The organism is Vibrio sp. 2132-1, assembly GCF_033344315.1.
Window position 1 is genome coordinate 13828 of the sequence record NZ_JAWPON010000020.1, and the last position, 17767, is coordinate 31594.

At 44.6% G+C, this 17767-nt stretch carries 19 protein-coding genes; 17 read left to right on the plus strand and 2 right to left on the minus strand.

The genetic code is table 11. The annotated features are described in order from the left end of the window. Positions 1 to 146: 146 nt before the first annotated feature. Both galU and R8N47_RS19560 read right to left on the minus strand, forming a co-directional pair. Complete coding sequence (gene galU, locus R8N47_RS19555) at positions 147 to 1019, minus strand: UTP--glucose-1-phosphate uridylyltransferase GalU (protein WP_005381239.1); 873 nt, start codon at positions 1017 to 1019, stop codon at positions 147 to 149. Positions 1020 to 1178: 159 nt separating this feature from the next. Continuing rightward, positions 1179 to 1823, minus strand: a complete 645-nt coding sequence (locus R8N47_RS19560) for a LuxR C-terminal-related transcriptional regulator (RefSeq protein WP_005381237.1) — start codon at positions 1821 to 1823, stop codon at positions 1179 to 1181. 277 nt (positions 1824 to 2100) lie between these two features. Here R8N47_RS19560 and R8N47_RS19565 point away from each other — a divergent pair, with 277 nt between their 5' ends. The 17 genes from R8N47_RS19565 (at position 2101) to R8N47_RS19645 (ending at position 17764) form a co-directional block, all read left to right on the plus strand. Continuing rightward, positions 2101 to 2640 carry a single-stranded DNA-binding protein gene (locus R8N47_RS19565; RefSeq protein WP_005387798.1) on the plus strand — a complete coding sequence of 180 codons (540 nt, stop codon included), beginning with the start codon at positions 2101 to 2103 and terminating at the stop codon, positions 2638 to 2640. Between the two features lie 241 nt (positions 2641 to 2881). After that, a complete protein-coding gene (gene csrD, locus R8N47_RS19570; RefSeq protein ID WP_064354332.1) occupies positions 2882 to 4891 on the plus strand; it encodes an RNase E specificity factor CsrD in 2010 nt (669 codons plus the stop codon). A gap of 11 nt (positions 4892 to 4902) precedes the next feature. Then, positions 4903 to 6348 carry a hypothetical protein gene (locus R8N47_RS19575; RefSeq protein ID WP_064354331.1) on the plus strand — a complete coding sequence of 482 codons (1446 nt, stop codon included), beginning with the start codon at positions 4903 to 4905 and terminating at the stop codon, positions 6346 to 6348. Then, the gene (gene gspM, locus R8N47_RS19580) at positions 6345 to 6995 is read left to right on the plus strand and encodes a type II secretion system protein GspM (protein ID WP_005381197.1); all 651 of its coding nucleotides are present in this window, start codon (positions 6345 to 6347) and stop codon (positions 6993 to 6995) included. Before R8N47_RS19575 ends, gspM begins: the two co-directional genes overlap by 4 nt. Beyond that, positions 6988 to 7320 carry a hypothetical protein gene (locus tag R8N47_RS19585; protein ID WP_005381196.1) on the plus strand — a complete coding sequence of 111 codons (333 nt, stop codon included), beginning with the start codon at positions 6988 to 6990 and terminating at the stop codon, positions 7318 to 7320. Before gspM ends, R8N47_RS19585 begins: the two co-directional genes overlap by 8 nt. 20 nt (positions 7321 to 7340) lie before the next feature. Continuing rightward, positions 7341 to 8981 (plus strand): pilus (MSHA type) biogenesis protein MshL, encoded by a 1641-nt coding sequence (gene mshL, locus R8N47_RS19590; RefSeq protein ID WP_033907420.1) that lies wholly within the window; start codon positions 7341 to 7343, stop codon positions 8979 to 8981. Between the two features lie 44 nt (positions 8982 to 9025). Continuing rightward, positions 9026 to 9871 (plus strand): ExeA family protein, encoded by an 846-nt coding sequence (locus tag R8N47_RS19595; protein WP_064354330.1) that lies wholly within the window; start codon positions 9026 to 9028, stop codon positions 9869 to 9871. Beyond that, a complete protein-coding gene (locus R8N47_RS19600) occupies positions 9868 to 10962 on the plus strand; it encodes a tetratricopeptide repeat protein (RefSeq protein WP_198039115.1) in 1095 nt (364 codons plus the stop codon). Before R8N47_RS19595 ends, R8N47_RS19600 begins: the two co-directional genes overlap by 4 nt. Then, positions 10959 to 12683 (plus strand): GspE/PulE family protein, encoded by a 1725-nt coding sequence (locus tag R8N47_RS19605; protein ID WP_005381188.1) that lies wholly within the window; start codon positions 10959 to 10961, stop codon positions 12681 to 12683. Before R8N47_RS19600 ends, R8N47_RS19605 begins: the two co-directional genes overlap by 4 nt. 8 nt (positions 12684 to 12691) lie before the next feature. After that, positions 12692 to 13915 carry a type II secretion system F family protein gene (locus tag R8N47_RS19610; protein ID WP_005381186.1) on the plus strand — a complete coding sequence of 408 codons (1224 nt, stop codon included), beginning with the start codon at positions 12692 to 12694 and terminating at the stop codon, positions 13913 to 13915. Between the two features lie 2 nt (positions 13916 to 13917). Next, positions 13918 to 14379: a hypothetical protein gene (locus R8N47_RS19615; RefSeq protein ID WP_017821318.1), complete on the plus strand. Its 462-nt coding sequence runs from the start codon at positions 13918 to 13920 to the stop codon at positions 14377 to 14379. Positions 14380 to 14670: 291 nt separating this feature from the next. Further along, a complete protein-coding gene (locus R8N47_RS19620) occupies positions 14671 to 15141 on the plus strand; it encodes a prepilin-type N-terminal cleavage/methylation domain-containing protein (protein ID WP_054579425.1) in 471 nt (156 codons plus the stop codon). A gap of 64 nt (positions 15142 to 15205) precedes the next feature. After that, a complete protein-coding gene (locus R8N47_RS19625) occupies positions 15206 to 15439 on the plus strand; it encodes a type II secretion system protein (protein WP_025589594.1) in 234 nt (77 codons plus the stop codon). 115 nt (positions 15440 to 15554) lie between these two features. After that, entirely contained in the window at positions 15555 to 16034 is a 480-nt protein-coding gene (locus R8N47_RS19630; protein ID WP_064354328.1) for a type II secretion system protein, read from the plus strand. Continuing rightward, entirely contained in the window at positions 16031 to 16615 is a 585-nt protein-coding gene (locus tag R8N47_RS19635; RefSeq protein WP_064354327.1) for a prepilin-type N-terminal cleavage/methylation domain-containing protein, read from the plus strand. Before R8N47_RS19630 ends, R8N47_RS19635 begins: the two co-directional genes overlap by 4 nt. Next, a complete protein-coding gene (locus tag R8N47_RS19640) occupies positions 16615 to 17343 on the plus strand; it encodes a PilW family protein (protein ID WP_053303456.1) in 729 nt (242 codons plus the stop codon). Before R8N47_RS19635 ends, R8N47_RS19640 begins: the two co-directional genes overlap by 1 nt. Then, positions 17333 to 17764: a hypothetical protein gene (locus R8N47_RS19645; RefSeq protein ID WP_064354326.1), complete on the plus strand. Its 432-nt coding sequence runs from the start codon at positions 17333 to 17335 to the stop codon at positions 17762 to 17764. Before R8N47_RS19640 ends, R8N47_RS19645 begins: the two co-directional genes overlap by 11 nt. Positions 17765 to 17767 lie beyond the last annotated feature (3 nt).

The window sequence follows — 17767 nt, forward strand, 5'->3', positions numbered from 1 at the left end:
TTTTGCTCTATGTATAACCAAGTGGGGCAAGTATTACATAGTGTGAGAAATGTGCAAAGAAAATTACTGGATAAAAAAACAGTAAAGTAAAAAGCCCAGCGTTGTGCTGGGCTTTCGATACAGTAATTTCGTACTATAACGATGCTTTATACTGCTTTTTGTGTTGCGTGCTTACCTAGCTCAGAGGTTTTTTCATCTTTTAGATACAGGTTTTCAAAACAATAGTTAGTTGCTTCGATGTAACCTTCAACGCTACCACAGTCAAAGCGTTTGCCCTTGAATTTGTAAGCCAATACACAGCCCGCTTTTGCTTGTTTTAGCAGCGCGTCAGTGATTTGAATTTCACCACCTTTACCTGGTTCGGTGTTTTCAATCAGTTCAAAAATATCGGGAGTCAGGATGTAGCGGCCAATGATAGCAAGGTTGCTAGGTGCCGTGCCTTTCTCTGGTTTTTCTACCATGTCGTCTACGCGATAGATGTCGTCTTTGATCATTTCACCAGAGATAACGCCGTATTTGTGCGTTTCTTCGGCTGGTACTTCTTGCACTGCAACGATAGAACAGCGGAACTGCTTAAATAGTGCCACCATCTGAGCCAGTACGCCCTCTTGCTCGTTCACACAAAGGTCATCAGCAAGAACAACAGCAAATGGCTCATCGCCTACCAATTCTCGTCCAGTTAGAATCGCGTGGCCCAAGCCTTTCATTTCGCGTTGACGTATATAAGTGAAGTTTGCAGATTCAATGATTTCACGGATATCTACCAACAGCTCTTCTTTGTTGGTACCGCTAATCTGATGTTCCAGTTCGTAGTTCTTATCAAAGTGGTCCATGATCGAGTGCTTGCCACGACCTGTCACAATACACATGCCGTTCATACCAGCTTGGATTGCTTCTTCGACACCGTATTCAATAAGCGGTTTGTTCACGACTGGCATCATCTCTTTTGGCATAGATTTCGTTGCCGGTAGGAAGCGTGTGCCATAGCCTGCAGCAGGGAACAGACATTTTTTTATCATTGGGGGAATATCCTATCTCGTTTTTATCAAGAATCTGCGCATAACTTTAACACGAGAGGTATCAATGAATCATGAATAAAGTAGGAAAAAATGTGAGACTCGGTGCGGAAAAAAGATGAGCGACTCGTCATTTCAGTTATCAGAGCCGCTCACATTGCATCATGACATTAAGTTTTGGTCTGCCCAGGCGATTGCCTGTACTCGGTTCTTTACGGATAGCTTTTTGAATATCTGATACAAGTGCGATTTGATGGTGAATTCACTGACGAATAACTCCTCGGCCATCTGACTGTTCGAGGCGCCAGCTTGTAGGCAACGCAGTACTTGTAGCTCACGAATGGTTAGGTCTACCGTAGCTGGTGCAGTATGAGTATTAATGACATTGCGGTAATAGTGTAAAAGTTGACTGGTTACATTACGCGGCAGCCAGTTTTGACCGTTAACAATGCCTTTTAACCCTTCTCCAATTTGCTCTAGCGTATCTTCAGAATAAAACACACCTTTTAATTGACCAAATGAAAGAAGTTCATCTGTGGTTAGTCTTTTAGGCACGTTGAAGACAACGGTTTCAAAGTTTTTCCATACAAGAGGCAAGTTTTTGATCGATTGAACAAGTGATTTATGTTCACTGAAGTCGATCAGTAGAATTTTATTACGGTGTTGTGGCTTGGCTTCCATGAGTGCTGCGGTTGAAATCACCGGGATGCTCATATCAACGTACTTTTCGAGTGCCGCCACTTTTTTTTGCGCATTATCTTCCATACTGATCAGAAATAGCTTTCTTGCGTAAGCCGACTTTCTCACGTGTTCCAATCTCCCTGGGTTCAATAGAAGCCATAAACTGGCATTAAAGAGAGGCCATAACCATCGCTTTACTGAATAAATGCGTTCGAATTCAAAGCTTCACGAAACGATGTCTGCAACGCGAATCAAAAATGCTACACACGTAAGTTGAAATACGATTTGGGTTCTAGAGGATGACTCAATAGATCACAATGGTATTAGACTTTAATCAAAACATTAAAGCGTGCTATTCTAATGCGCTAAAATTTTATATATCCAGAGTGAAACGGAGCACATCATGGCCAGCCGTGGAATTAACAAAGTTATTTTGGTGGGGAATCTAGGTAACGACCCTGAAATTCGTTACATGCCGAATGGCGGTGCAGTAGCAAACATTACTATTGCGACTTCTGATTCATGGCGTGATAAAGCGACTGGCGAACAGCGCGAAAAAACGGAATGGCACCGTGTTGTGTTGTTCGGCAAACTTGCGGAAGTAGCAGGTGAGTACTTGCGTAAAGGCTCTCAAGTTTACATTGAAGGGCAACTGCAAACTCGCAAATGGCAAGATCAAAGTGGCCAAGATCGCTACTCAACTGAGGTAGTTGTTCAAGGCTTCAATGGTGTGATGCAAATGCTTGGCGGTCGTGCTCAAGGTGGCGGCGCACCTATGGGCGGTCAACAGCAGCAGCAAGGTGGATGGGGTCAGCCTCAACAGCCAGCTCAGCAGCAGTACAATGCGCCTCAGCAACAGCAACCACAACAACAGGCTCCGCAGCAACCACAGCAGCAGTACAATGAGCCACCAATGGATTTTGACGACGATATCCCGTTCTAAATTCTGCTTATGCTTGAATCGAAAAGGCCGCGAATATCGCGGCCTTTTTATTGTCGCAATCTAATGATTTCACAGGCTTCTCTTGGCAAGGTTAGGCGTAACAATAAAACTTATCAATGAGTGTGATTTTCTTTATGCTCCAGCCTCTCACTATCAGACTAATCCGATTGTTTGATGAACTCTTATCAAGTATAAATATTTCAATAAGGTATATGATGAATAAAAAAGGAATTTGGTATTCATGAGGTATACCCCAACTCTTAAGTTAAGCACACGGCTGGTGGCCTTTGTCACCATGATCGTTATCTGCGCCATGTTTATCTTGTTTGTCGGTGGCACCCTCTCTTTTAAACGTCTTGGGCAGGAATATCTCACCCATTATTTAGAAGGGATCGTAGAGGTGGTCGACAAGGAGATGGAAGATCCTGGCGCCGCTTATTCTATGCAGCGCTGGATGCCGAAAATGCTGCAGGCTTCCAATATTGTCGAAATGACGTTGTCGACCAACAACGCCGTTGTTTATCGCTTCAAAGATACTTCTCATCAAATGGAAGCGTCAGTCTTGTTTGAGGCTGAGTACCAGTTGACTCACAATCAAGATTACACGATTCACTTTAAAGCAATTCCCCCTTACTTAGGTTACAGCTACTCAATGCAGGCGCTTTGGTCGATCACGCTTGCCGTTGTATTGATCATCTTCTGCTTAATGCGCGGCGTGGCATGGCTTAAAGAGCAATTAGAAGGCTCCGAAATGCTCGAAGAGCGAGGCAGAATGATCCTGGCTGGTAGGGTGGAGCAGTATGCCAAAGGTGACAAAAAAGAATGGCCTTACACCGCCAGTGAAGCGCTCGATGTATTAATCGAAGAGTTACAAGATGCGCGTCAAGAGCGAAGCCGATTTGATACCTTTATTCGAACTCAAACCTTCCTTGATAAGCTAACCGGTACCGCTAACCGAGTGTTATTTGATAGCAAGTTGGAATCGGCGTTACTAGAAAGTGGGGCTCGCGGCGCCGTGTTGCTAGTGCGTATTCAAGACTGGAAACTGGTTGAAGAAGAGCAAGATAAGCAAATTACGGATGAGTTTATTGTTGAAGTTGGGAGTTTATTGTCCAATTTAGTTCAACGATACCCAGATGTTGTATTTTCCCGTTATTACGATGCTGATTTTGCGCTTTTTCTACCGCACCAAAGTGCGAAAGATGTGGCTAACCTTGCCTCGCAATGCATTCGCCAGTTAGAAAAGTTAATGCCGCCAGAGCCACTTGATCCAGACAACTGGTGCCATATTGGCATCACCACTTATAAAGAAGGTGAGCGACACAGCCAAATCATTGATGAAGCCGAGACTGCTTTGCGTAGTGCGCAACTACAAAATAACAATAATTGGAGTCGCTTCAAAAAATGGAACCACGATGAAGAAGCTCGCGGAAGTGTGAGGTGGAGAACGTTATTTGACACAGCACTTACACCTGAAAGTGTGATACTCTACGCACAATCTGCGCACCCAATAAGTGACGCGACGCATAAAAAATCATTATATGAAGAGTTAACATGTCGGATTCGCGATCCTGAGAATGGGATTGTTAAAGCGTCTCGGTTCATTTCTGCGATCAGACAGGTTGGTTATGAAGCGCAAATGGATAAGTCGGTTATTAATAAATTCTTAAGAGAGTTTAAGGATAATTTTGATAACTCAAGATCGTATGTGCTCAATTTGAATGTAACGCCATTTTCTAACCGAGAGTACTTTAAATGGTTTCGTGATGAACTCTTACAGTTGTCACGTGAGCAGAGAAAGTGTCTCAGTTTTGAGTTTGTTGAAGCACAATTTGTAAGACACTTAGACTTTATGCGACCAGTCGCTAAAATGCTGGCCGGTTTAGGGTGCCACTTAATGGTTGGGCAGGCTGGGCGTACCATTGTCAGCACTCACTATTTAAAAGAAGTGGACATTCGTTACCTTAAACTTCATCGCAGTTTAGTAGCAAAAATCGACCAACGTCATGAAAACCAGCTATTTGTTCGCAGTATGCTAGGTGCGGCGGCAAACAGTAAAACTAAAATTATAGCAGTGGGAATTGAGAATCAGAACGAGCTCAACACATTAATTGAGCTCGGGGTTTATGGTGGGCAAGGGCGTTACTTTTCTGCGGAGCAGCAGTTTCTTCCTCGTCCCCAAGCGTTGCCGAATTCTCAATCAGAATCCCAAGTTAAATTGGGAAGACGAAATCGCTGGCGGAAAAAATAAAGATAATAATCATGGATTTCAAAGCACTATTCGACAAGCTTAAGCGATCATCTAGTGGTGGTCGCTCCTGCTTTTTGGTTATTCAGCCAGACGCCGTTTATTTATCATCTTCAATCAAAAGTAGTCGTCCATACCAATTTGATATTTCTGAGTCCAATTGGGAAAAAGCCGTTGAGCAAGCATTGAGCGTTGCAGCGAGTGCGTATGATTCATTAACGGTTGTTCTTTCTCATAACTATTACCAGATGTACCAAATCGACAAACCGGTCATGCCGCGTCAAGAATGGCCAGCCGCATTACCGTTTTTGTTGAAAGAACTGATCTCTGAGCGTGCCATCGACATTATTGCCGATGCGGTCGAGTTACCGAATTCAACCAAAGTGCAAGCATACGTCTTATCGCGAAAAATATTGGATAAGATTGTGTTACTGGCCAGTCGAGCCCAGTTACCATTAGAAGCCATTCTTCCTGAAGACGATATTTGGGGAGAGACTGCGGGTGAACTAGGAAACTTCCTATTATTACAACGCAGTGTGCGTGGTCATTTCCGTATAAGCGCTTTTGTCGAAAATACTATTGCGTTCCACCGCTCTATTCGCAGTGTGACGCCACCGTTAACGGGGGTTCCGTCTAGCGATTTACAGATGGACAGTCTGTCGTTAGAACTGCAACGTTCGATTGACTATCTTTCATCTCAGTTACGCCACGTGCAATTACATCAATTGAAAGTGTGCTGTGATGAAGAGGATGAGAGCGAGCTTGTTCAGGCTCTGAACTACCGTTTAAGTACTAAGGTTTCACCGTTATTACCACCAGAACATGAGCTATCAGGACATGTTTTGGCTGACACTGCGGCTACTTCAAATACTCGACGCGTCAACTTATATCCCGATTACTTAAAGCCGAAAAAAGAGCTCCTGACGCTAAAAAATATCGCGTTATCTTGGGGCGTTGCGGCGGCTGCAATTCTATTTTCTTACGGTTATGTCACTTGGCAGAGCAGCGGTTTGAAAGATGAGATTGCTATTGTAAAAAGTAAAGGCGATATCATGAAGTCAGAGCTTGAACGTTATCAAGTCAAGCTACGTAAGCATCAACCTGACAATAATAAGCTGGCAGCTAAAGCCCGCTTAGAGCGTGAAGTCAAGGCGAAGCGAGACTCGCTTAAAGCTGTCGGGAAATACGATGACTCGCAACGCACGGGTTACTCTGGCGTGATGCAATCATTAGCGAAGCTAGGAAACCAAGAAATTTCTTTGTCCGAAATTCGAATCAATACCCATACCTTAGACCTGAAGGGACTAGCGAAAAAACCGAGCTCAGTGCCCAATTGGGTCAGCCAATTTAAAAATGAAATTAGCTTGGTTGGCCGAACGTTTGATGACGTCAAAATAGGTCGAAATGATAAGGATATTGTGACGTTTGAACTAAAAACGCGCGAGGATAAAGAGAAATGAACGAATTCTGGCTCTCATTAGAAGGGCGCTTTGGCGAAATGAGTACGCGTGAAAAAGTGCTCACCGCATTGTGCGGTTTAGTTGTCGTGATCATGTTGCTCTTTACGCTGGTATTGGAGCCAAAGCTTAACGAGATCATCAGTAATGAGAGGCAACTAAGTAATTTAAAGCAAGCCAATCAAAAGATTGAAATCGATACGCTACGTATTCAGGCGCAACTTAAGAAAGATCCAAATGCTGAGATTGATCGCGCGATATCTAATCTGTTAGCTGAGAGTCAGCATCTTTCGATGCAATTAGCGGAGATCATCGAGCATCTTATTACACCTTCGCAAATGGCTGAGCTGCTTGAAAATGTGTTGGAGCAGCAAAGTGGCATTCACCTTTTGTCTCTGCAAACCTTGCCATCTGAGCCAATAACGGAAGATAAAGAAGCATCGCAATACTCTGGTTACTACGTGCATCCTGTTCGTATGGAACTGACTGGTGACTATTTTTCTATTGCTAATTATCTGAATAAATTGGAGAGCCTTCCTGCGAGTTATTACTGGCGCAGCTTTAGTTATAAAGTCGAAGAGTACCCGAAAGCGAAGCTTGTGTTAGAAGTCTACACACTAGGATCTAGAGAGGAGTTTATTGGTGGTTAACAAACTCATCATCTCATTGCTTGTTATGGCAGCGGCAGGAACCGCTTGGGCAAACCAGGACCCAACGGCCCCACTTGGTTGGGAAAAGCCAGCGGTTGAAACGTCAGCGAAACCAAAAGTTAAACGGTACCGACTGCCTAAGCTCAACAGTATTGTGTGTAAGCCAAGTACTGATTGTATCGCGATTATGGATAACAAACTTGTCGAAAAAGGCGAGCTATTTAAGGGTTATCGCGTCGCGAGCATTAATAGTGAATTTGTAACTTTAAAGCGTGGTAACCGTCAGTGGGACCTAGAGCTTTTTGATTTAAACGTAAAACAATAATAACCAGAGCCCGATCAGATATGCGCAAATTAGTTGTAGGAATAACGATTGCTTCTTTAATGGGATGTTCAATGGGTCATCGGAATCCAGTGGAAGTTAAAGAAGCGCTCAATGAATCGATCAATCAAGCGAACAGCCGCACATTGGAAGAAATCCCTTCTTCTGTTGAGGCAGACTTGATGCCAAATTTAGACTCGAACGTTGCATCAGAGCAAGGCACCTCGAAGCGTTTTCGTATTCAGGCGAATGCGGTCGATGCAAGAAGCTTTTTCGCCTCATTAGTGAAAGGCACTGAGTACAGCGTGGCGATTCACCCATCGGTACAAGGTAATATCACCGTCAACTTGTCAGATGTGACATTGGATGAAGTTCTGAATGTCGTACAGAATATGTATGGCTATGACGTGGTGAAGTCTGGCAAAGTTATTCAAATCTACCCAGCAGGTATGCGTACTGTGACCATTCCAGTCGATTACCTGCAGTTCAAGCGTTCTGGTCGCTCATTAACCAGCATTGTTACGGGCTCTGTAACCTCGGCTGGTACGTCTAATTCTGGTGGTAGCTCAGACAGTTCTGACTCGTCAGACTCTAACAATGGAAACAACAACGATAGCTCGACCACATCTACGGGTGGTACACGCATTGAAACCATCACTGAGAGTGACTTCTGGCCTATGCTGCAGCAAGCTGTTGCGAATCTAATTGGTTCAGGCAAAGGGCAAAGTGTGGTTGTAACGCCACAAGCGGGAGTTATTACGGTTCGAGCATTTCCAGATGATATTCGCGAAGTACGCGAGTTCTTAGGTGTATCGCAGGAGCGCATGCAGCGCCAGGTCATTCTTGAAGCTAAAATCCTAGAAGTGACGTTGAATGATGGCTACCAACAAGGCATCAACTGGTCAAACTTATCGGCGTCAATTGGTAACTCGGGTAGTATCGTAGTCAACCGCCCTGCATCGGCATTACCACCATTGGATGCGATTGGCACGCTCTTGGGCGGTCAAACCAACGTGACTATTTCGGATGGTAACTTCAATGCAGTGTTGAGCTTTATGTCTACGCAAGGTGACTTGAACGTCCTTTCGAGCCCTCGTATTACCGCTGCCAACAACCAAAAATCTGTCATCAAAGTCGGTACCGATGAGTACTTTGTTACCGAGCTATCGAGTAATGCAGGCAACGGTGAAAACTCAAATGCAGTTCCTGAAGTGGAACTGACGCCATTCTTCTCGGGTATTTCCCTCGATGTGACTCCGCAAATTGATAACAAAGGCAATGTGTTCCTGCATGTTCACCCCGCAGTTATTGAAGTTACAGAAGAAGTGAAGCAATTGAACTTGGGCGGAGATTTCCAAAACATCCAACTGCCATTAGCGAAAAGCTCTATTCGTGAATCAGACTCGGTTATTCGTGCTAAAGATGGCGATGTTGTGGTTATCGGCGGGTTGATGAAACAGCAAAATCGTGAGCTTGTTTCTAAAGTCCCATTTTTGGGCGATGTACCAGCATTGGGGCATTTGTTCCGCAACGTGAATAACGTAACTGAGAAAACAGAATTGGTCATCTTGCTAAAACCGACCGTAGTTGGCGTGAACTCTTGGCAGAAAGAGCTAGAGCGCTCTCGTGATCTGCTGCAAGAGTGGTTCCCAGATGCGCAATAAGCGCTGGGAAAGGTTCTGTTTTTCAATAGGTTTGTGATTCGAGTATGTACTTGTCACACTTTGGATTCCGAGTTCAGCCTTTTTCGTTAACCCCAAATACAGAAATGTTCTTGGGGTTAGTCCCTCACTATGAGGCGATCCAAACCATCCTAGCTGCCGTGCAAATGGGAGAAGGGGTGATTAAGGTGACGGGAGAAGTAGGCACTGGAAAAACCATGGTATGCCGTAAGCTGATCGAGCAGATTGAATCTGAAGTTGAGCTTATTTACTTACCCAATCCAGTGTTGAATGGGGAACAGTTGCAGTTTGCTGTCGCCAGAGAGTTGGGTATCGAGAACGATGATCCGCTGCGTATCGTTTCCCTCATTCAAGAGCACTTGATTCAAGTACATTACTTGGGAAAGAAAACCGTCTTGATCGTTGATGAAGCGCAAGCTCTTTCCCCACAAGCTTTAGAAACATTACGTCTATTTGGCAACTTAGAAACGGAACAAGATAAGCTCATTCAATTGGTGTTATTCGGACAACCTGAGTTGGATGACAGATTAGCTAATCATGAGCTAAGGCAATTTCGTCAACGCATTACGTTTAGTTGCCAGTTACGTCCTCTCTCTATCGATGAAGGCGTGGCTTACATCAATAATCGTTTAGATAAAGCAGGCAATGGGGCGCACATTTTTTCTATTGAACAGAAAAAAGCGATTTGGCGTTCATCCATGGGGATTCCGCGCTTGATAAACCAAATTAGTCACAAGTCGTTGCTTGCTGCATTTAATGATCGTTGCACACTATTGAAAAATCATCACGTTTATGCCGCTATGCACGATACGTTTGATGCCCGTAAACCTAAGTTTAAAACACCCGTATTTTGGGGATGGAGTCAACCTTGAGTGCCATCAATAAAGCATTATCAGAACTTGCTGAAAAAACATCGCCGTCAGAGCTTACTCGTGCGGAGATTCCAAGTGTCTCACGCAGTAAACCTTGGCTTTGGCTTGTCGCCGGTTTTTCGTTAAGCCTTGCGGTTGGTAGCTGGGCGGTCTCTCGCGGTCCTGTCCCTTCAGGCGAGCTATCACAATTTCAAACCGACGCTATGCCATTGTCGTCTGTGAATGTCTCACCAATTGTTTCATCGGAGCGCACTCACTCGCCAACGAGTAAAAAGACGCCCGATACAACTCATGTGGTTTACACCAAACCAGCCACGCAGCCGGTAGCGCAACAGCCTCACATGCAAGAGACTGATAGGTTCACGCCAAAATCTGAGATAAATATCGCCTCAGATGATGCAGTTTTACTCGCGCAGTTAGCAACGATGCCGAGCGAGGAACAATCTAATCACGTAACCCACACAACATCAGAAAACAGTTCAATGCGCATTGAGCAGGTTGAGCTTACTCACCGCCAATTATCTCTTAAAGCGGTTAGCCGAGCGGAAAAAGCACTGGATGCTAACGATATGCAAACGGCGTTATCGGCTTATGCCGAGGCGTTGCGTTATGAGCCAATGAATGCAGACACGCGTCAAAAGTTATCAGCGTTGTACTTTGGTAAAGGTGACACGCGTAAAGCATATGAGATTATTCAAGAAGGTATCAACCTAGATACGAACAACCAAGTACTCCGCTTGGCCTTGTCTAAGTTGTTAGTGAAAGCTAATCAACCTGAAGCGGCGCTGAGCCCGCTTGTTCATTTGCCTCCAGTACCAAGTCGAGATTACTTGGCGATGCGTGCGGCATTGGCACAAAAACACAAGCAAAATGACATTGCGCTTGAGAGCTATCAACTCCTCACTCAGCGTGAGCCGGAAAACGCGCGCTGGTGGTTAGGTTTGGCTATTCAACAAGAGCGCGCCCTGGCTTTTACTGCCGCGATTAACTCTTACAACCAAGCTCTGGGTAAAGTTGGCATTTCGAATCAATCGCAAGCATTTATCCGTGACCGTTTGAACATCTTGAAAGAGTTGGAGAGCGCACAATGAAAATTCAGTTGAGAAAACGCTTGGGCGATCTTCTGGTTGAGGAAGGTATCGTCTCTGAAGAACAAATCCAGCAAGCACTAAACGCACAACGCAGTACCGGGCAGAAGTTAGGGGATGCGTTAATTGACCTTGGCTTTATTACTGAAAAGCAAATGTTGGACTTCTTGTCTCAGCAGCTTGGTTTGCCACTGATCGATCTTGGTCGTGCGCCTGTGGATGCCGAAGCCGTGCAGATTTTACCTGAGGTACACGCACGTCGCTTACGTGCGATGGTCGTTGCTCGAAATGGGGACACACTGCGCGTTGCTATGAGCGACCCAGCGGACTTGTTCATCCAAGAATCATTGATGAACTTGTTAGGTCAATACAACCTTGAGTTCATTGTGGCTTCAGAGCGTCAGCTTATTTCAAGCTTTGACCGTTATTACCGCCGTACTAAAGAGATCGCCTCCTTTGCTGAGCAGCTGCATGAAGAGCATAAAGATGTACAAAGCTTTGATTACGGTATTGATGAGGCCGACAGTGAAGAGGTTACCGTTGTAAAGCTGGTTAATTCCATGTTTGAGGATGCGGTACAGGTTGGAGCTTCGGATATTCATATTGAGCCAGACGATCAAGTATTGCGTTTGCGCCAGCGTATTGATGGCGTATTGCATGAAACGCTCTTAAATGAAGTGAATATTGCATCGGCTTTGGTTCTTCGACTGAAGTTGATGGCACACCTAGATATTTCTGAAAAGCGCTTGCCGCAAGATGGCCGATTCAATATCAAAGTTCGTGGCCAATCAATTGATATTCGTATGTCGACGTTACCAACGCAGTACGGAGAATCTGTAGTAATGCGCCTGCTTAACCAGTCCGCTGGTTTGCGTCCGTTAGAAGAGTCGGGCTTGCCGCCAGACTTGCTTGCTCGCTTACGTCGACAGTTGGCGCGTCCGCATGGCATGATTTTGGTTACCGGGCCGACAGGTTCCGGTAAAACCACCACGCTTTACGGCGCATTGAGTGAGCTCAACGAACCTGGGAAAAAGATCATTACAGCAGAGGACCCGGTTGAATATCGTCTGCCTCGCATCACTCAGGTACAGGTTAACAGCAAGATCGATCTAACTTTCTCGCGTGTTCTTAGAACCTTTTTACGTCAAGATCCAGACATCATTCTTGTTGGTGAGATGCGTGACCAAGAGACGGTAGAAATTGGTCTGCGAGCTGCACTAACGGGTCACTTAGTATTGAGCACTCTCCACACCAACGATGCTGTCGACAGTGCGTTACGTATGATCGACATGGGTGCGCCGGGTTACTTGGTTGCTAGTGCAGTCAGAGCTGTGGTGGCGCAGCGTCTTGTGCGCCGAGTTTGCCCTGATTGTAAAACAGAAGACCACTTAGATGAGTCTCGCCAGCAGTGGTTAGCTGGGCGTTTCCCAAATCAAGTTAGCACCATTTTTTATAAAGGCGCAGGTTGCCAAAACTGTAATTTGACTGGTTATCGAGGCCGAATCGGTGTGTTTGAAATGCTCGAACTTGAGCAAGAGATGATGGATAAGTTGCGCGCTAATGATGCGGTTGGCTTTGCGCAAGCCGCGCGCCGCTCAGAAAACTATAAGCCACTGCTTGCTTCTGCAATGGAACTGGCGCTACAAGGCACCGTCAGTTTGGACGAAGTGATGACCCTAGGTGAGGGCGATGCTTCTGGTAAGACTGATCCCATTTTCATATAGGTAAGTGAATGCCAACTTTTCGTTATCAAGGCCGCACGCTAGACGGCTCATCCACTAACGGCAAAATCGAAGCAGTGAACTCTGAAGCTGCAGCGGAAGCATTGATGAATAAAGGGGTCATCCCGCTCAATGTACGTTTAGAGAAAGAGTCGGCAAAAAGCCAAGTGAGCTTATCTAAGCTGTTTGTGCCTGCTATTCCGTTGGAAGTAATTATTCTTTTCTCTCGCCAGTTGTTTAGTTTGACTAAAGCTGGCGTACCTTTGCTGCGCTCTATGCGTGGCTTGTTGCAAAATTGCGAAAACAAACAGCTCAAAGAGGCGCTAGAAGATGTCGTTTCTGAACTGAGTAATGGCCGAGGTTTGTCTTCTGCGATGCAGCAACACAGTAAAGTATTCAGCCCTCTGTTCGTTTCTATGATCAACGTCGGTGAGAATACGGGTCGGCTTGACCAAGCGCTATTGCAACTGGCGAATTACTACGAACAGGAACTTGAGACTCGCAAACGCATTAAAGCGGCGATGCGTTATCCGACGTTTGTCATTATCTTTATCACCATTGCCATGTTTGTATTGAATATCTTGGTGATCCCTGAGTTTGCATCGATGTTCACGCGCTTTGGGGTTGAGCTACCACTGCCGACGCGTATTTTGATCGCGACTTCTAATTTCTTTGTTAATTATTGGGTGTTGCTGGTTGTGGCAATGATTGGCGCGTTTACGGTGTTCAGAGCGTGGGTGGCGACGGCTGATGGTCGGGAGAAGTTCGATAAGTTTCGGCTTCGGCTGCCAATTGTAGGCGATATCGTTAATCGTGCGCAGCTTTCTCGTTTTGCCAGAACCTTTTCGTTGATGCTGAAATCAGGGGTGCCACTTAACCAGTCTTTGGCTTTGGCCGGGGAAGCCTTAGGGAACCGTTTTTTAGAAAACCGAATTCTTGAGATGAAGTCCGCAATTGAAGCGGGTAGCACCATTTCAGTGACGGCCATCAACAGTAAAATATTCACCCCATTGGTGATTCAGATGATTGCAGTAGGTGAAGAAACTGGTCGTATTGATGAGTTGCTGCTGGAGGTGTCGGACTTTTACGATCGAGAAGTCGATTACGATCTAAAAACGCTGACCGCAAGAATAGAACCATTACTTTTGGTGATTGTCGCAGGCATGGTCATGGTGCTGGCATTGGGTATCTTCCTACCAATGTGGGGAATGCTCGACATCATCAAAGGCGGCTAATAGTGGTTGAAAATCAAAGCCGAGCAACGCTTATTGTGTTTGGGGTTATTGCTACGATTATGGCGGTGGGTTTGGCGGTCAAATTACGTCCTGTGACCGAGCAAGCACAAGTAACAGGGGCTAAGTTGGCGAGAGTTTGGATGCAAGATAGTGTTCAGCGTTATCGTCAAGCTTGGCTAGTACAAGGCGAGCCAGAGCATATGCTGATGGATGGTTTTAACCTTACTATGACTGAGGACGGGTTAGTGTCTCCCTTTACTCAGCAAGGTGTATTAGATTGTGGTTATTGGCTAGCGGTGCATTACCCCCAACGTAAAATAATGACCAACAAGTTAATAGATATCAGTGGAGCCATCAAAACTGATCGTTATGTCTGTCACTACACTTATGAAAATGGTCAGTCGATTGTAGTTATCTTAACTGCTAATCAACTGAAAATAGACGTCGAAATGTCGGCAGAGTGAATTTTTTGACACCTAATCACTATAATTGGTAATGAAAGTCGGTATAATGCAATCATTACCATAAGTAACAGGCTGTAATAGTGGGTAAACAATAATGTGTTTTTCTCATTGCAGCATGAACTGAATAATGGCGAATCGTCATTCTGCTCAAGCGGTAGATACAGTATCCACTTCACGGTCAGTTTTAGTGAACGTTGCTGCCCCAAACCGTTTTGACAATATCCAAAATGGTCGCGTGACCTAAACAAAACTTTGCAGTTGTACTGCATGCTTACATAGAGAGAGTAAACAATGAAAAGACAAGGTGGTTTCACCCTTATCGAATTGGTAGTGGTAATTGTAATCCTAGGTATTCTAGCGGTCACTGCAGCACCACGTTTCCTTAACCTGCAAGATGATGCTCGTAACTCTGCTCTTGAAGGTCTGAAAGGCGCTATCACTGGTGCTGCTGGTATTACTTACGGTAAAGCAGCAATTGAGGGTGTTGAGTCTAAAAACCCAGGCTCTATCAGTGTTGGTAACAACACTTTGAACCTTGTATACGGTTACCCTGCTGCTACATCACAAGCTCTAGGTTTGGTGGTCGATGGCCTAAGTGAAGATTGGAAAGTTGGTAGCACATCAACAACTGGTACAATCTTCTTTGGTTATGAAGGTTACAAAAACAAGTGTGTTCGCTATGTTGATGCCGCAAATAGCGGTACTTCTGCTGCAGTTGTAACAGTAGTTGATGGTACAACTACAATTTGTAACGAATTCTAAAGTTTCAAAGGCCAGCTAGTCTGGCCTTTATCTCTTTACTTTGATTAATCTCGGAATAGTTCATATGCGTAAATCATCGGGTCTTAGTGCAATAGAGTTTGTGGTTGTGCTAATTATCTTGGGTGTGATTGGTTATGTGGTATTACCAAGATTTATCAGCTTTGAATCAGAAACTTATGAGGCTAAGTGGGAGCAAACTAAGCAGACCGCAGAGCACGTTTCTGAGACGCTAAGCAACAAAGAAACGTATGATCGAATTGAAGAAGAGATTGGTCGTTCAAAAGGGCAAAATAACTAGCTATTGGTTATTTGTTCGTCTGTTCACACTTCGAATCGAAAAATTATAAACCTATCATTAATCTCATAATTTCATCGTATACTTATCTCGCTTGTTCTAAGCCTAAGGTTGGGTTATGAAAATTCGCAGCTCTGCATTAGGGTTCACGTTAATGGAGTTAATCCTCGTGATTGTTCTCCTCTCTATCCTTTCACTTTTTGCAGCCAGCCGTTTTATGGACTCTGGCAGTTTCTCTGCATATGCATTACAAGAACGTGTGATTTCTGTGATTCGCCAAGTGCAGGTGAATCGTATGCAGTCGAATGCTACAAGTCCTGATAACAACTTTCGTTTACAAGTTTCTAGCTCATGTGTTGGTTCGGTTGCTGCCTGTGTACTAGCAGGCAGTGCACGAGATGCTCGTAGTGACGTGGTTATCGATAAGTCCGCAAGGTTTTCCGTTATCAGCGGTGCCGCAAATACAATTAATTTTAACCTTCTCGGCAATCCTGTAAGTGGTGCTGTAAACATCTTAATTGAAGATAAGCACGGTCGAAGCCGCTGCCAAGTTGAAATTAATACTCAAGGTTATGTTTCAAAAGGTACATGCTCATGAAGAAATCTAGTGGCATGACTTTGATAGAAATGATCATCGCGATTGTTTTAATGGGCATTGCGATGGTGGCGTTTACTTCTTTTCTTGTCCCTCAAATTCGAGATTCCGCCATCCCTCATTATCAAACCCGCGCGGCCGCATTAGGCCAAGGTTTCATGTCTCAGATATTGGCGCGAGGCTTTGATGAAAACAGTGATTTTGATGGTGGTTTGGTACGCTGTGGTGAGACTGTCCTTGGTGGTACGGAGTGTTCCACAAGCCTCGGGGCGGATAGTGGTGAATCCAATCCAACTAGTTTTAATGATGTCGATGACTATATCGGTTGCTGGTATACGAAAAGCACAAAGGCTAAATGTAACTCTTCGCCCTTATATGAGCTGAGTAACGTTCTTGGTACGTCTATGGAAAATGATTACAAGAACTTTCGAGTAGAAGTGAAAGTGCAATACGTTGAATCAGACGGTACGGGTGTAAATAATCCTTCACTGGAAGATATCACGGCGTATAAACGAGTCACTATGACTATTTACGCCGGACAAACACAGCCTTTAACACTGTCTGCGATAAGGGGAAACTACTAATGAAAAATCGTGGTTTCACTTTAATAGAAATGGTCATCACTATTGTGGTTGGTAGTTTTATCATGCTTGGAATTGCTGGCTATTTGCAGTTAGGAGCAAAGGGCTATGCCGACACTATCGATAGGCAGAAACTACAAACTCAGGCTCAGTTCGTTATTGAGAAAATGTCTCGAGAAATTCGTCATGCGGTGCCGAATAGTTTTTTTATCAATGAGAAAGAGAAAAACTGTCTGATGTTTATGCCGATAGAGCATTCTGGTTTTTATGCAATTTCTGGAAATGATATACAGTTTGTGGTGGGTTTTTTTGGTACTAATGCTCCCGAATTTGATAGTGGCTTGAAAATGGTGATTAACCCAACACGGCTAAGTGATTTAACCTCATCCACTCATAGTGTTGATGTTGGAGCGCTTTCTCCAGATTCGGATAAAGCATATAAGATTATTGATGGCGCTAGTTTAGTAACCAGTCGCTCCGTTTCTAATCGACACTATCTCTATGATCCATCTAAGTCAGTGAAATATTGCTTTGTAGGCCCACAGATACAGCGTAACGGCGAAATAATTGCCGACAATCTTGTTTATGTTGATGATCAATCTCAGAGTTATTTCAAATATGACGATACATCGCTTCATCGAGGCGGGCTCGTGCATCTGAGGTTCGTGTTTGAACAGTCCGGTGAAAGTAGTGTGTACCAACAAGATGTGCAGGTGTTAAATGTTCCGTAATCGTCAAAAAGGCAATGTACTAATCGTGACTCTGTTTGTCATTCTTGTGATGGGCTATTTAGCGGCATCTTTGATGAAGGTGAGTTGGTCGAACCAAAGCGGAGTAACGCGGGAATTTTTGGGGACTAAAGCATGGTTTACCGCTCAGTCGAGTAATGACTGGCTGTTAACGCAGTTTTTCCCTGTTAATCGATCGGCTGCCGTAGTGAGTGTGTGTAACGGTATTAAAGATGGCTCGCGAGCACCGGACAGCGGTTTATTCGACAAGGGATGCCAAATTACTCAGTTGGATTGCCAAAATACTGGGGTATTAACCGATAATGGTAAGAGTGTTGGCCTTTATGTAATCAAAAGCGTGGCCATTTGTGGTTCAGGTTTATCACAAGTTCAACGACAGCAAGAAGTTTGGGTGAGGGAGTAAATT